The sequence below is a fragment of the Lapillicoccus sp. genome (genome assembly GCF_025353065.1).
Taxonomy (GTDB): Bacteria; Actinomycetota; Actinomycetes; order Actinomycetales; family Dermatophilaceae; genus Lapillicoccus.
In genome coordinates this window covers 21,226-35,162 of the sequence record NZ_JANXRJ010000178.1, presented here as the reverse complement: position 1 = coordinate 35,162, position 13,937 = coordinate 21,226, and the positions used below count along the sequence as shown (strand labels likewise).

Here is a 13,937-nt window from a genome sequence, read left to right as displayed (position 1 = left end):
GTCCGGCAGCTCTACGGGCTCACCACTACGCCGACGGCGGACGAGCTCACGGCGATCGCCGAGCCGTGGAAGCCGTTCCGGACCTGGGCCACCGTGCTGATCCGCGCGGCCGGTGACACCTACCTCGCTCGCCGAGCGGCCTGACCCCGGCCATGATGGTCACCATGACGGAGCGCAACGTCCTCGGGACCGATCTGGAGCCGTGCGGCACCGACCCGATGACCGGGTTCTTCCGCGACGGCTGCTGCAACACGGGGCCCGAGGACCGGGGCAGCCATACGATCTGCGCGGTCGTCACCGCCGCGTTCCTCGAGCACCAAAGGGGCATCGGCAACGACCTCAGCACTCCCCGGCCGGAGTACGGCTTCCCCGGCCTCGTGCCGGGCGACCGTTGGTGCGTCACCGCCACGAACTGGGCGAGGGCGTATGCCGACCAGGCCGCGGCGCCCGTGGTGCTCGCCGCGACCAACGAGGCGGTGCTGCAGATCGTCCCCCTCGCGTCGCTGCGCGAGCACGCCGTCGACGTGCCCGACGACCTGAGCTCGTTCGGGCTCTGACCGCCCACCCCTTCAAGCCTCCGGATTGAGGTGAAAACGCGCTCTCCAGAGCGCGTGTTCACCTCAATCCAGCGTCGGTCAGCGGGGCGGGGGGCCGGTCAGCGGGCCCGGGTGGCCTGACGCTTGAGCTCGTTGCGCGCGAGGGCGTTCTTGTGGACCTCGTCAGGACCGTCGGCGAAGCGCAGGGTCCGGACGCCGGCGATCGCGGCGGCGAGCGGGAAGTCCTGGCTGAGGCCCCCGGCGCCGTGGGCCTGGATGGCCTTGTCGAGGATCCACTCGACCGTCGTCGGGGTCGCGATCTTGATCGCCTGGATCTCCGTGTGCGCGCCCTTGTTGCCGACGGTGTCCATCAGCCAGGCCGTCTTGAGCACGAGGAGCCGCAGCTGCTCGAGACGCACCCGCGACTCGGCGATCCAGTCGCGGATCACGCCCTGCTCGGACAGCGGCTTACCGAAGGCGACGCGGCTGCTGACCCGGTCGCACATCAGCTCGATCGCTTTCTCGGCGATGCCGATCGAGCGCATGCAGTGGTGGATCCGACCCGGACCGAGCCGCGCCTGGGCGATGGCGAAGCCCTCGCCCTCACCGGCGATGAGGTTGCCGACCGGCACCCGCACCGAGTGGAACGCCATCTCCGCGTGGCCGCCGTGGTTGTGGTCGTCGTAGCCGAGCACCTCCATGCCGCGCATGACGTCGACGCCCTGGGCGTCCCGCGGCACGAGGATCATGCTCTGCTGACGGTGCCGATCGGCCGAGGGGTCGGTCTTGCCCATGACGATGAAGATGGCGCAGTCGGGGTTCATCGCCCCGGTGATCCACCACTTGCGGCCGGTGACGACGTAGGAGTCGCCGTCACGCACGATCGAGGTCTGGATGTTGGTCGCGTCCGACGAGGCGACCTCGGGCTCGGTCATCGCGAACGCCGAGCGAATCTCCCCGCGCAGCAACGGTTCCAGCCACTGCTCCTTCTGCTCGGCCGATCCGAAGGTCTCGAGGACCTCCATGTTGCCGGTGTCCGGCGCCGCGCAGTTGATGACGGCCGGCGCGAGCTCGACGGCCCGGCCGGTGATCTCGGCGAGGGCGGCATACTGCACGTTGGTCAGGCCGGCGCCCTTGTCACCGGGGAGGAAGGCGTTCCAGAGCCCGCGCGACCTCGCCTCGACCCGCAGCTTCTGCAGGACCGGCGCCTGCGACCAGGCCCACCGGTTCTCCATCGCGTCCACCTCGTCGTGGAAGGTCTGCTGCGCGGGCTCGATGTGCGTGGCCATCAGGTCGAGCAGCGACTCGCGCAGCTCCTCGGTGCGGGCGTCATGGGCGAAGTCCATCAGTGGTCACCTTCCGTGCGCTGGAGTCCCAGGGAGAGGAGGGGTTCGACCATCTCCCCGACGTTGCTGAAGCCCTCGCCGACGGTCTGTCCGTGGACGAAGCGGTAGTGGATGCCTTCGAGGATGACCGCCAGCTTGAACGCGGCGAGTCCCTCGTAGAAGCCGAGGTGGGTCAGGTCGCGGCCGCTGCGGGCGCCGTAGCGCGCGCCGATCTCGTCGACGGTGAGGAAGCCCGGCGCGAGGGACACGGTGGAGACCCCCGTGCCGCCGAGCTGCGCGATCCGTTGGTAGGTCAGCAGCAGCGCGATGTCGGTCAGGGGATCGCCGAGCGTCGCCATCTCCCAGTCGATCACGGCCGCCAGCTCGTCGTCCGCGTTGGTGAGGATGTTGTCGAGGCGGTAGTCGCCGTGGACGATCGCCGGCGGGGTCTCCTGAGGGACGCGCTCCGCCAGCAGCGTCCGCAGCCGGTGGGCACCGGCGAGGTCGCGGGTGTGTGAGCTGTCGAGCTGCTGGCCCCATCGCTTGACCTGGCGGGCGAGGAACCCCTCCGGCCGGCCGAAGTCGCTGAGGCCGACGGACGCCGGGTCGACGACGTGGAGGTCCGCCAGCGTGTCGACCATTCGCTCGCTGATCGCCTTGGTGCGCGCGGCGCCCAGCGCCTCGAGCTGCGACGCCGAGCGGTAGGGCGTGCCCTCGACCTGCTCCATGACGTAGAACGGCGCGCCGATGACGGTGTCGTCGGGGCACGCGGCATACATCCGGGGCACGGGGACCGGCGTCGTGGCCAGCGCGGCCATGACCCGGTGCTCGCGGCCCATGTCGTGGGCGGTGGCGAGGACGTGCCCGAGCGGCGGCCGTCGCACGATGACCCGCGTCGTCCCGTCGGTGACGGTGTAGGTGAGGTTGCTCTTGCCTCCTGCGATGACCTCGCCGGTGAGGGTCGCGGCAGGGTCGAGCAGTCCCGGGACGGCGGTCGCGAGCCACGTCGAGAGGGCCTCGAGATCGAGTCCGGTGGGGTTGGTCACGTCGGGTCCTCTCCCTGACGGGTGCGCGGACCTCGGCGCGAGCTCGCCTGTCCCGTATGCCGTGTCATCACGAAGCGACGTAGGTGACGCGTCCGACGGTGGTCCCGTCGGCCAGCCGCTGCACGCCGTCGGCCAGCGCCTCGAGCGGGAGGCGTTCGCTCACCAGCGGGGAGAGGGCGCCGGTGCCGACGAGTCGGGTCAGCTCCTCGTGGCAGGTGAGGAGGGCGGCCGGCTCGACGCGGGAGTAGAGGCCCCAGTGCAGACCGACGATCGAGTAGTTCTTGACGAGGGCATGGCCCAGCGGCGGGGTCTGGATCGTGCCGCCGGCGAAGCCGATGATGAGGATCCGCCCCTCGAAGGCGATGCACTTCGTCGACCGGTCGTAGGTCTCACCGCCGACCGGGTCGTAGATGACGTCGGCCCCCCGCCCGCCGGTCTCGGCCTTGACGACCGCGACGAAGTCCTCGGTGTGACGGTCCACGACGACGTCGGCGCCGAGCTGCCGGGTGACCTCGGCCTTCGCCGGTCCACCGACCACACCGATGACGCGCGCGCCGGCCGCCTTGCCGAGCTGGATGGCGGCGCTGCCGACGCCGCCGGCTGCGGCGTGGACGAGCAGCGTCTCGCCGGGCTGGAGGTGGGCCCGACGGTGCAGGCCGAACCACCCCGTCTGGTAGCCGACGAAGAAGCCGCCCGCCTGCGCGTCGTCGAGCCCCTCCGGGGCCGGGAAGGTGGCACTGGCCGCCATCACGGCCTCCTCGGCGAAGCCGCCGTGGGGGATCTCCGTGGAACCGATGACCCGGTCGCCGACGGCGAATCCCTCGACGCCGGAACCGATCTCGATGATCTCGCCGCAGAGCTCGACACCGGGGGTGAAGGGGAGCTCGGGCTTGACCTGGTAGAGCCCGCGACACATCAGGACGTCGGGGAAGTTCGCGGCCGAGGCGAGCACCCTGACCCGCAGCTGGCCCGCACCGGGGCTGGGGGAGTCGACCTCGACGAGCCGCATGACGTCGCGGGGCTCGCCGAGCGCGCCGACGTGCCAGGCCCTCACGACGAGCTCCCGCCGGCGGCGACGGGGGCCGGCGCCCTGTCGGCATCCTCCGCGAGCGCGGTGTCGAGCTTGACCTGCAGCCGTCCCATGGCACCGAGCCAGGCGTCCGGGTCGGAGGCCCGGGCCGCGTAGTAGCCGGCCACCTCCGGGTGGGGCAGGACGAGGAAGCGCTCGTCCTGCAACGCCTCCCAGACGAGGTCGGCCACCTCGGAGGGCTCGAGAGCGCGGTCGCGGGAGAGGAGGTCGCGCAGCGGTCCGGAGTCGTCGAGCATCCGGGTGCGCACACCCTGGGGGCAGATCGCCTGGACGACGATCCCGCGGTGGGAGTAGGTCGCTCGCAGCCACTCGGCGAAGGCGACCGCGCCGTGCTTGCTGACGGAGTAGGGCGCGCTCCCGAGCATGGTCAGCAGCCCGGCGGCGGACGCCGTGACGACCAGCCGGCCACCGCCCGTCTCGAGCCACGTCGGCACGAGGAGGCGCGCCGTGCGCACGTGGGCCATGACGTTGACCTCGATGGCGCGGGCCCACTGGTCCTCGGTGGCCTCGAGTCCTCGCCCACCCTCGACGCCGGCGTTGGCGAAGAAGACGTCGATGTGACCGAGCTGCTCCTGGGCGGCGGTGATGAGGTCGGCGACGCCGGCCTCGCTCGCGCAGTCGCCGGCGAAGGCCGCGACGACGTCGTCACCGAGAGCGCCTGCCGTCTCCGCGACGGCAGGGTCGAGATCGGCGACGACGACCCGGAAGCCCTCTGCGACAAGGCGGGTGGCTATCGCCCGGCCGATCCCTCCGGCGGCGCCGGTGACGACGGCGGTCGAGCCCGCGGCATACGGCATCAGACACCGCCCGTCAGGGTCGTGCCGCCGTCGATCACGACGGTCTGGCCGGTGATCCAGGCCGCGTCCTCGGACAGGAGGAAGGCGACGACGCCGCTGATGTCCTCCGGGACCCCGAGACGCTTGAGGGGGTAGCCGGCGGCGACCTCCTCCTCCCGCCCTTCGAACAGGGCGGTGGCGAAGGCGGTCTTCACGACGGCGGGGGCGACGGCGTTGACCCGGATCGTCGGGCCGAGCTCGACCGCGAGCTCCTCGGTGAGGTGCTTGAGCATCGCCTTGCTGGAGCCGTAGAACCCGATACCGGGGGCAGGCTTCAGCCCGGCGACGGACGAGACGTTGACGACGGCCCCGCCGTGCTCGCCCATCCAGGCGCCGTGGGCGTGCTGGACCCAGGCGAGGGCGGCGATGCAGTTGACCTCGACGATCTTTCGGGCCGCGTCCAGGTCGAGAACGATGATCGGTCCGTAGGCCGGGTTGATGCCGGCGTTGTTGACCAGCAGGTCAAGGCTGCCGAAGGTCGCGATCGTCCGGGCGACGGCCACCGCCTGGTGGGCCGCGTCGTCGGACTTCCCGGCGACGGCGATGGCGTGCCCGGGGCCACCGAGCGCGGCGACGGCGGCGTCGAGGGCCTCCTGCTTGCGGGCCGTGATGCAGACCCTGGCGCCCTCGTCGACCAGGCGCTGGGCGACGGCGAGACCGATGCCGCGACTCGCTCCCGTGACGATGGCGACCTTGCCGTCGAACCGACCCATGAACCTTCTCCTCGATGAGCGTGAGCGCGACCCCAAGGCTAAGCGCTTGCTTACCTTGTCCCACGCAGGTGGCTGACGTCAACCGTGGTCAGCGCCGGACCCGGTGCAGACCGGCCAACGCGCCGCGGGCGCCGGCGCGCACGACAGGGTCGACGAGCTCGCCGACCTCCTGGATGCGCAGCAGCGCGGCGACGAGGAGGTAGACGACGCCGAAGACGACACCCCCGACGACCAGGGTGAGGATCTGCTCGAACCGACCGTGGACGAACTCGTCGAAGCCGAGCACGAGCAGCCACGCGATGCCACCGGCCACCAGCGAGGCGAAGCCGATCCGCAGGTAGGTGCCCAGGATGCGGGAGAGGCCGAGGTGGCCCAGCCGGCGGCGGATGAACCACATCCCGAAGAGCGAGCTGAGCACGTTGCTGACGACGACCCCGAGTCCCACGACGAGCACGACCCGTTCCGGTGGGGCGTAGAGGAGGGCAGCGAGGTTGACGACCGTCGCGGTGCCGGTGAGCACCATCTGCTCGGCGAAGGCCGTGCGACCGTCCTCGTGGGCGTAGAGGAAACGCTGGTTGAGGACGTCGATGCCGAAGGGGACGACGCCGAGGGCCATCGCGGCCAGCACGAGCGCGATGGCCTCGGGGTGGTCGTTGAAGAGGAGCCGGCAGATGGGCAGGGCGAAGGCGGCGAGGGCGACGGAGGCCGGGAGGGTGGCGGCCGTCGGGAGCGTCAGTCCCCGGGAGTAGTCCCGCCGCAGCGCCGCGGTGTCCTTGTCGTGGACGGCCCTGGCGATCCGCGGATACATGGCCGTGATGACGGAGAGGGCGACGAAGGAGTGCGGCATCTGGAAGACCAGCAGCGCGCTGCTGTAGACCGCGAGCCCGGCCACGAAGACGGTGGTGGTCTGCTGCGAGGAGGCCGACGTCATGATCCTCGACGCGATGACGAAGCCGACCTGGCTCACGGCGAGCGCGGCGAAGGCCCACTTGGCGACCTGGGTCGCATCCCCCAGCCCGACGCCCCGCAGACCGAAACGGGGGGTGAAGCGAAAACCGTTGCGGTAGAGCGGGATGAGCAGGATGAGCCCCTGAACGGCGATGCTCGCGGTCGCCGTCCCGCCGAGCAGCAGGATCATCTGGCCGGTCCACCCCGAGACGCCGGCCTGGCGCGGGAAGATCAGGAGGAAGGCGACGAGTCCGATGATCGCGACGACGTTGGCGAGCGCCGGTGCCCACCCGAACGCGGCGAACTGACCCCGGGCGTTGAGGACCTGGCCGATGAGGGCGTAGAGGCCGTAGAAGAAGATCTGCGGCAGGGTGATGAAGGCGAAGAGGATCGAGAGCTGCAACGCGTCGCCCGACAGGTGGGTCATCAGCCGCATCAGGATGCCGGCCCCCGCGGTGCAGACGATCGTCACCGCGAGGATGCCGATGCCGCCCAGGGTGAGGATCCGGTCGGTGAACTCCCGGCCTCCGTCGGCGCTCCGCGACGCCTTGACGAGCTGGGGGATGAGGACCGAGTTGAGCACCCCGCCCGCGATGATCATGTAGATGACGTTGGGCAGGACGTTGGCGGCCGCGAACGCGTCCCCGGCCAGGGCGACCCCGGTCACCGCGATGATGAGCGACTGGCGGACGACGCCGAGCAGTCGGGACGCGACCGTGCCCCCCGCCATCGCGAGGCTCGAACGGGCGAGGCTCGGGACGGCGGTCACATCGTCAATCCTCCACCAGCGCCGCGATGGCCGCGGCCTGGGCGCGCCGGTCCACGCGTCCCACGCGGGCCTCGACGACCCGGATGCCGGACGGTGGTGCCTCCAGCTCGCGGCGCAGGTCGGCCACCCCGTCCACTCGCCCGTATGCCGTGTGGCTGGCCGCGCACAGCGCCTCCAGATCGACCCCGTGCGGGGTCGCGAAGACCCGCTCGAAGGCATCGGCGTAGTCCGCACCGCCCTGCTCGAGCCCGGCGAAGATCGATCCGCCGTCGTCGTTGACCACGACGATCGTCAGGTCGGGACGCGGCTCGTGCGGGCCAAGGACGAGTCCGGTCGCGTCGTGCAGGAAGGTGACGTCACCGACCAGCGCGAGCGTCCGCCCGGCGCCCCGGCGGCCCAGGGCGACCCCGATCGCGGTCGACACGGTGCCGTCGATGCCGGCCAGCCCCCGGTTGCCGACGACGAAGCGGTGCTCCAGCGGCGGGTGGGGAACCATCATCAGGTCGAGGTCGCGGACGGGGTTGGAGGACCCGACGACGAGCGTCCCGCGCTCGGTCACGGCGGCGGCGACCTCGCGGGCGACCCGGAGGGCGTCGAGCGGTCGCGTGGCGTCGTCGTCGGCGTCGAGGTGGGCATCGAGATAGGCGTCGAGCCGCGCGGCGAGATCGGCGTCGGCGTCCTTCCAGGCCGCGAGCCAGTCGAGGTCCGCATCAGCGGCGGTGGTGTCGTCGGGCACGACGGGGACGGCCTCGAGGTGGCGAGCCACTCGACCCGGGTCGGTGACCACCCCACCCGGGCCCGGGGCCGCCAGGACCTCGATGTCGGGACGGGAGATCAGCCGGGTCACCGGGCGCGACAGGGTGGGGTGACCCGTCACGACCACGCGCTCGATCTGTCGACCGAGCGGCCCGCCCAGCAGCAGGCGGTAGGTGCGGATCGCGTTGTCCCCCAACCGTGCTCCTGAGGTCGGCTCGGCCAGCAAGGGCCACCCGGACCGTTCGGCGAGCACCCGGGCCGCAGATCCGGCGTCGTCGCCGGCGATGACGACGGTCCGCGGACCCGGCGCCACGTGCGGCCCCGTCCGGCGCGGTCGGACCCACTCGCCCGGGCCCTCGCCGGCACCGGGCCACCAGGGTCGGTCCGGCGTCTCGGCGTCGGGCAGCAGCGGCTCGGCGAGCTGGAGGTTGAGCTGGGTGGGACCGGGGCGCAGCCCGGCCGCGTGGACGGCCGCCTCGAGGTCGGCGTCGGCCGCGTCGGCGGCCAGGTCGACGCAGGGCGCGAAGACCCCGAAGATCCCCGCCTGCTCGGTCGTCTGGCTGGCGCCGCTGCCCCGCATCGACGCCGGCCGGTCGGCGGAGACGACGATGACCGGCCGGCCCCCGTGGTGGGCCTCCATGACCGCCGGGAGGAGGTTGCCGACGGCGGTGCCCGAGGTCGTCACGACAGCCACCGGCCGCCTCGAGCCGATGGTCAGCCCCAGCGCGAGGAACCCCGCGGTCCGCTCGTCGATCCGCACGTGCAGCCGCAGGTCGCCGGCGCGGTCGGCGGCATACAGGGCGAGCGCGAGCGGCGCCGACCGCGACCCCGGCGCGAGGACGACGTCGCGCACCCCCGCGGCCGTGAGGGCCACGAGCAGGCGCACCGCGCGGTCGGCTGAGGTCACGACGTCCGAGTATGCCGTGTGGCGGCCAGGCACGTGCCTAGGCTGTCGTCCATGGGCTTCCTCGACCGTTTCCGCCAGCGCAAGGACGATGACAGCACGGTCGCGAGCCCCGACCCCCTGCCAACCGGGCCCGCCCCGAGCGCCACTGCCCCCCAGCCGACGCCGACCGCTTCCGTCCTCGTGCCGGCGGCCGAGCCCACGAGCCGGGCGGACCAGCTGGAGGAGCTCGAGGACTCCGCGCGGGAGATGGTGGCGCCCGCCTTCGAGACCCGCGAGCGCATCGAGGAGTCGCTCGTCGAGCAGTACGTCCTGGACGACGACTACGACCTGACCGAGGACGACGTCCGTGAGGTCCTGCGACGGGTCTGGCAGGAGCGGCTCGACGAGGAGGCGACCTGGGCCGACGAGGGCGACTACCCCAGGCTCGAGGCCGCGTTCGCGGCCCTGGACGGCACCGGCATCGTCGCGCGGATGAACTTCGCCTGCTGCCAGACCTGCGGCCACGCGGAGATCGACGACGAGAGGGTGGACGGGTCGCGGGGCTACGTGTTCTTCCACCAGCAGGACACCGAGCGGCTCGCGCCCGGCGGGACCGACCTGTTCTTGGCCTTCGGCGGCTTCGACTTCGCCGCCGGGGTCGACCCCTCGCTCGTCGAGCGCGCCCGAGCGGGGGACGAGGACGCCAAGCAGGCGGCGATCGTCGCCTCGGAGGAGCTCGTCGGCGCCGAGGTCGCCGGTGCGTTGCGGCGTGAGGGCCTCATCGTCGAGTGGGACGGCACCTGCGCCCAGCGCATCCGGGTGACCGGGCTCGACTGGCGCAAGCGGCTGCCCGTCGGGCCCACCGCTCCCGGACTGGGGTGACAACGCGTCATCGACGACGCGTTCACACCTCGATCCGGAGGGGGTGGCGGATCAGGAGTCGGTGAGGGCGTCGCGCATCGGGACGAACTTCGCGTCCGACTCCGCGACCTCGGCGTCGGGGTCCGAGCCCGCGACGATCCCGCACCCGGCGAACAGCCGCATCGAGGAGTCGTCCTCCTCGAAGCGCCCACACCGCAACGCGATTCCCCACTCGCCGTCACCGGCGGCATCCATCCAGCCGACCGGCCCGGCATACCGGCCGCGGTCCATGCCCTCGAGCTCGGAGATGAGGGCGACGGCCTCACGCGTGGGGGTTCCGCCGACCGCGGCGGACGGGTGCAGCGACTCCGCGAGCGCCAAAGACGACGCGTCGTCGGCGCTCACGCCGGTGACGTCGGTCGCGAGGTGCATGACGTTGGTGAGGTGCAGGACGAAGGGCGCCTCGGGGACGTTCATCGAGGAGCAGTGCGGTCGGAGCGCATCGGCGACGGAGCGCACGGCATATTCGTGCTCCTCGAGGTCCTTGCTCGACCGGGCCAGGGAGGCGGCGAGAGAGATGTCCTTGGCGTCGTCGCCCGTGCGCCGGATCGTGCCGGCGAGGACGCGGGAGGTGACCAGGCCCTGGTCGCGCCGGACGAGCAGCTCGGGCGTCGCGCCGACGAGACCGGCCACCGAGAATGTCCAGGTGTTGTCGTAGCGGGCGGCCAGCGCGGTCAGCAGCCAGCGGGCGTCGATCGGCGACTCGGTCCCGACCAGCAGGTCACGGGCGAGGACGACCTTGTCGAGGTCGCCCTCGCTGATCCGCCGCACCGCCTCGGCGACCGTGGTGCCCCACGTCGTCGGCGGCTGCGCGCCGTCGGCGAAGGTCACCCCGACGGGCGGCGCGGGCGGCTCGGTCGGTGCGACGCGCGGCACCGGCCCGAGCGTGGGCTCGTGCGCGATCGTCGTGACCCACCAGTGGTCGCCGCGGTGGCCGACGACGACCTCGGGCACGACGAAGACGGCCTCTTCGGCCGACTCGTCGGCGAAGGGCAGCGAGCCGAAGACGACCGGACCGGTGCCCGGGACGACGACGTCGTCGCGCACGACCGCGTGCGACGCCGTGCGTCGCCACCAGCTCTCCGCGTCGGCGAACCTGGTCGGGCCGGAGGCGGTGAAGGACGCCGCGCGGCCCCATCCGACGAGTCCCTCGCCGCGGCGCACCCAGGAGTAGAGGTCGGTGGCCGCCCGTGGCGGCAGCAGGGTGAGCAGGGTGCCGGGATTCGCGATGGCGGTGGTGCGCACGACGAGCGCCCCGCTGGCGGCGGGCACGGGTGGGGTGGACAGGGCGGTGGACATCGTCTTCAAGCGTACGGCCGCCCTCGGCCCGTATGCCGTGGACTCCCGACGTGCCATCGGTCACCTCCACCCCCCTTGCGTCCGCGGCAACGGCATACCGGTGTCCCTTCGGTGCGGACGTCGCGCGGGTGCGGGAGAATGGGGGCATGAGCCGCGCCAGCCTCGAGAAGGAACCCTCCGACGTCGCGTCGATGTTCGACGGGGTCGCGGCGAAGTACGACCTGACCAACGACGTCCTGTCGATGGGCCAGGACCGGCTGTGGCGCCGGGCCACCACGCGGGCCATCGACGCCCGTCCGGGGGAGCGTGTCCTCGACATCGCCGCAGGCACCGGGACGAGCTCGGAGCCGTTCGCCGACGCAGGCATCGAGGTCGTCCCCGCCGACTTCTCCCTGGGCATGCTGCAGGTCGGTCACCGGCGCCGACCCGATCTCGCCTTCACGGCCGCGGACGCCATGCGACTGCCCTTCGCCGACGGGTCCTTCGATGTCGTGACGATGGCGTTCGGACTGCGCAACGTCGCCGATCCCGAGGTCGCCCTCCGGGAGTTCCTCCGCGTCACGAAGCCGGGAGGCCGGCTCGTCGTCTGCGAGTTCTCCCAGCCGGTGAACCGTGCCTTCCGCGGTGTCTACCTCAACTACCTCATGCGAGCGCTGCCGTCGATCGCGCGGCGGACCTCCTCCAACCCCGACTCCTACGTCTACCTCGCGGAGTCGATCCGGGCCTGGCCCGACCAGCGGGCGCTCGGCCAGCGCCTGGCCGCGGCCGGCTGGCAGGGCGTCGAGTGGCGCAACCTCACCGGCGGCATCGTCGCCCTGCACCGGGCGACCAAGGCCGGCACACCCGCCGGTACACCCGCCGGCACACCCGCCCGCACCGCAGCCCCCTGACCCGACTCCACCCTCCGAGCCGCAGGTTAGGTGAGCCTCATCTGACATCCCTGAGGGTCGGGCTTAGACTTTCGAGGACGTTCGTGAACTTCTTCACAAGCAGCGAAGGCACCCCCCGTAGATGACCAGCAGCACCCGCTCCGGCTCCGCCGGGAGCACTCCGCTACGCGGGGAGTCGGCCGACGTCATCGTCGTCGGTGCCGGGCCCGGCGGTAGCGCGACGGCGGCCTACCTCGCCGACCACGGCCTCGACGTCGTCCTCCTCGAGAAGGCCGCCTTTCCCCGCGACAAGATCTGCGGCGACGGCCTCACGCCCCGGGCGACCAAGGAGCTCCTGTCGCTCGGCATCGACACGACGGGGTGGCAGCGCACGTTGGGCCTGCGCATCAAGGGCGGCGGCCACACCCTCCAGCTCGACTGGCCGCAGACCGACTCCTTCCCGTCCTACGGGCTGGTGCGCACCCGGAGCCAGTTCGACGAGACCCTGGCCCGGCACGCCGAGCGCAAGGGTGCCCTCCTCCAGGAGCGCACGAGCGTGACCGGCCCGCTGCGCGACGGGTCGGGACGCGTCTCTGGCGTCACCGCCAAGCGCCTCGACGAGTCCGGCCGCGACACCCTCGAGAGCGTGACCTATCGCGCGCCCGTCGTCATCGCCAGTGACGGCGTCTCCTCGCGGCTCGCGACGGCTGTCGGCCGGCCGAAGCGCGACGACCGTGTGATGGGGGTGGCGGTCCGGGCCTACTACACGACTCCGCGCCGCGACGACTACATGGAGTCCCACCTCGAGCTCTGGACCAAGAACGACGCCGGGAAGCGCATCCTCATGCCCGGCTACGGCTGGCTCTTCCCGCTCGAGGACGGCCGCACCAACGTCGGTCTGGGCACCCTCGACACGACCTCGGCGTTCCGCAAGACCGACTTCAAGGACGTCATGCGGCGCTGGGTCGAGGACATCGACGCCGACTGGCACCTCGAGCCCGACCTGTCGGCCGGGCCGATCCGCGGTGCAGCACTGCCCATGGGCTTCAACCGCACCCCGCTGTATGCCGATGGGCTGCTGCTCGTCGGCGACTCCGGTGGGATGGTCAACCCCTTCAACGGCGAGGGCATCGACTACGCCCTCGAGGCGGCTCGCGTCGGCGCCGAGGTCGTCGCGCAGGCGCTCGGTCGCCCGACCGGGGCCGCTCGGGAGCGCGTGCTGGCGCGCTACCCCAAGGCCATGAAGGACGAGCTGGGCGGCTACTTCACCCTCGGTCGCTGGTTCGCCCACGCCATCGGCAACCCGGAGGTCATGCGCCTCGCCACGAAGTACGGGCTCCCGCGCACGACGCTGATGCGGTTGCTGCTCAAGGTCATGGCCAACCTGCCGGAGCAGCGCGGGGGTCGGGTCGACGACCGGCTCATCCACGCCCTCTCGGCGATGGCACCCGACGCATGAGCGGCCCGAGCGCGTGTCACTGCGTCACCCTAGGATGGGATGTGTCCAGCGAGATCGCAGCAGCTGACCGTCCGCACGAGCCGATGAGACCCGACGAGATCCGAAAGGACGCCCGGCGATGACCAACTCCTACATCCCGCTCCTCTTCCTGCTCGCCATCGGTGCGGGGTTCGCGGTGCTGTCCGTCGGCACCAGCCTCGTGGTCGGGCCCAAGCGCTACAACCGCGCCAAGATGGAGGCCTACGAGTGCGGCATCCAGCCGACGCCGCACGCGTCCGGCGGCGGGCGCGTCCCGATCAAGTACTACCTGACGGCGATGCTCTTCATCGTCTTCGACGTGGAGAGCATCTTCCTCTATCCGTTCGCCGTCGCGTTCAACTCGCTGGGACTGTTCGCCCTCGTCGAAATGGTCCTGTTCATCCTCACCGTCTTCGTCGCCTACGCCTATGTGTGGCGCCGCGGCGGACTTGACTGGGACTAGGAG

General features: G+C 71.8%; 13 protein-coding genes. 5 read left to right on the top strand and 8 right to left on the bottom strand.

The genetic code is table 11. The features are described from left to right. Positions 1-164 precede the first annotated feature (164 nt). Positions 165-557 carry a DUF2237 domain-containing protein gene (locus tag Q0R63_RS14045; protein WP_295698416.1) on the top strand — a complete coding sequence of 131 codons (393 nt, stop codon included), beginning with the start codon at positions 165-167 and terminating at the stop codon, positions 555-557. A gap of 98 nt (positions 558-655) precedes the next feature. Here the strand turns inward: Q0R63_RS14045 and Q0R63_RS14040 are convergent, their stop codons facing one another. The 7 genes from Q0R63_RS14040 to menD all read right to left on the bottom strand — a co-directional run bounded on the left by Q0R63_RS14040 (position 656) and on the right by menD (position 8,959). Further along, on the bottom strand, positions 656-1,882 hold the full coding sequence (locus Q0R63_RS14040; protein WP_295698412.1) for an acyl-CoA dehydrogenase family protein: 1,227 nt from the start codon (positions 1,880-1,882) through the stop codon (positions 656-658). Continuing rightward, positions 1,882-2,907, bottom strand: coding sequence for a phosphotransferase family protein (locus Q0R63_RS14035; protein WP_295698409.1), 1,026 nt, complete (start codon positions 2,905-2,907; stop codon positions 1,882-1,884). Before Q0R63_RS14035 ends, Q0R63_RS14040 begins: the two co-directional genes overlap by 1 nt. Before the next feature lie 67 nt (positions 2,908-2,974). Next, the gene (locus tag Q0R63_RS14030) at positions 2,975-3,961 is read right to left on the bottom strand and encodes an NADPH:quinone oxidoreductase family protein (protein ID WP_295698406.1); all 987 of its coding nucleotides are present in this window, start codon (positions 3,959-3,961) and stop codon (positions 2,975-2,977) included. Next, entirely contained in the window at positions 3,958-4,794 is an 837-nt protein-coding gene (locus Q0R63_RS14025; RefSeq protein WP_295698404.1) for an SDR family oxidoreductase, read from the bottom strand. Before Q0R63_RS14025 ends, Q0R63_RS14030 begins: the two co-directional genes overlap by 4 nt. Then, entirely contained in the window at positions 4,794-5,546 is a 753-nt protein-coding gene (locus Q0R63_RS14020; protein WP_295698402.1) for an SDR family oxidoreductase, read from the bottom strand. The genes Q0R63_RS14025 and Q0R63_RS14020 overlap by 1 nt, the downstream gene beginning before the upstream one ends. An 88-nt stretch (positions 5,547-5,634) precedes the next feature. Next, positions 5,635-7,263 carry a murein biosynthesis integral membrane protein MurJ gene (gene murJ / locus Q0R63_RS14015; protein ID WP_295698399.1) on the bottom strand — a complete coding sequence of 543 codons (1,629 nt, stop codon included), beginning with the start codon at positions 7,261-7,263 and terminating at the stop codon, positions 5,635-5,637. Between the two features lie 4 nt (positions 7,264-7,267). Then, the gene (gene menD, locus Q0R63_RS14010; RefSeq protein ID WP_295698397.1) at positions 7,268-8,959 is read right to left on the bottom strand and encodes a 2-succinyl-5-enolpyruvyl-6-hydroxy-3-cyclohexene-1-carboxylic-acid synthase; all 1,692 of its coding nucleotides are present in this window, start codon (positions 8,957-8,959) and stop codon (positions 7,268-7,270) included. An 18-nt stretch (positions 8,960-8,977) separates the two neighbouring features. Here menD and Q0R63_RS14005 point away from each other — a divergent pair, with 18 nt between their 5' ends. Continuing rightward, positions 8,978-9,787 carry a hypothetical protein gene (locus Q0R63_RS14005; RefSeq protein ID WP_295698395.1) on the top strand — a complete coding sequence of 270 codons (810 nt, stop codon included), beginning with the start codon at positions 8,978-8,980 and terminating at the stop codon, positions 9,785-9,787. A gap of 51 nt (positions 9,788-9,838) precedes the next feature. Here Q0R63_RS14005 and Q0R63_RS14000 read toward each other — a convergent pair whose 3' ends face one another. Then, complete coding sequence (locus tag Q0R63_RS14000; protein WP_295698392.1) at positions 9,839-11,125, bottom strand: isochorismate synthase; 1,287 nt, start codon at positions 11,123-11,125, stop codon at positions 9,839-9,841. Positions 11,126-11,271: 146 nt separating this feature from the next. On the opposite strand from Q0R63_RS14000, the gene Q0R63_RS13995 reads away from it, so the two are divergent. The 3 genes from Q0R63_RS13995 to Q0R63_RS13985 all read left to right on the top strand — a co-directional run bounded on the left by Q0R63_RS13995 (position 11,272) and on the right by Q0R63_RS13985 (position 13,934). Continuing rightward, complete coding sequence (locus Q0R63_RS13995) at positions 11,272-12,015, top strand: demethylmenaquinone methyltransferase (RefSeq protein ID WP_295698391.1); 744 nt, start codon at positions 11,272-11,274, stop codon at positions 12,013-12,015. A 121-nt stretch (positions 12,016-12,136) separates the two neighbouring features. Beyond that, positions 12,137-13,453: a geranylgeranyl reductase family protein gene (locus Q0R63_RS13990; protein ID WP_295698389.1), complete on the top strand. Its 1,317-nt coding sequence runs from the start codon at positions 12,137-12,139 to the stop codon at positions 13,451-13,453. Positions 13,454-13,571: 118 nt separating this feature from the next. Further along, a complete protein-coding gene (locus Q0R63_RS13985; protein ID WP_295698386.1) occupies positions 13,572-13,934 on the top strand; it encodes an NADH-quinone oxidoreductase subunit A in 363 nt (120 codons plus the stop codon). Positions 13,935-13,937: the final 3 nt, after the last annotated feature.